This window comes from Bradyrhizobium sp. 23AC (assembly GCF_054863025.1).
The window spans coordinates 1-278 of the sequence record NZ_JAVAYN010000115.1 but is presented as its reverse complement, the minus strand read 5'-3'; the positions used below and the strand labels follow the sequence as shown (position 1 = coordinate 278).

Annotated in this window: 1 pseudogene; it reads left to right on the top strand. The window is 65.8% G+C overall.

Going from position 1 to position 278, the window contains the following annotated elements:
• A pseudogene (locus RAD10_RS41700) lies at positions 1-278 on the top strand (transcriptional regulator CadC); the annotation flags it as partial.

The window sequence follows — 278 nt, the reverse complement described above, 5'->3', positions numbered from 1 at the left end:
AGATTCAAGTGGCGCTGGCCGCGCTGTTGATGCGCGGCGTGCAGATGATGTGGCTGAGCCCCGCCGAACGTGAGCCTGCGGAGACCAAGGCCGGCGCGCTGTTGCAACAGACGCTGCGCGCACGGCCGAATTCCATTCCGGCGCTCGAAGCCTACTGCCGCTTCCTCAACGCCACCAACCAGTTCAGCGCCAGCCTCGTCGCCTGCGCGCGGGCGTTGAGCTTCGATCCGTGGAATGGGATCGCGCTGTTTCATGTCGGCCTCGGCCAGATCCAGACC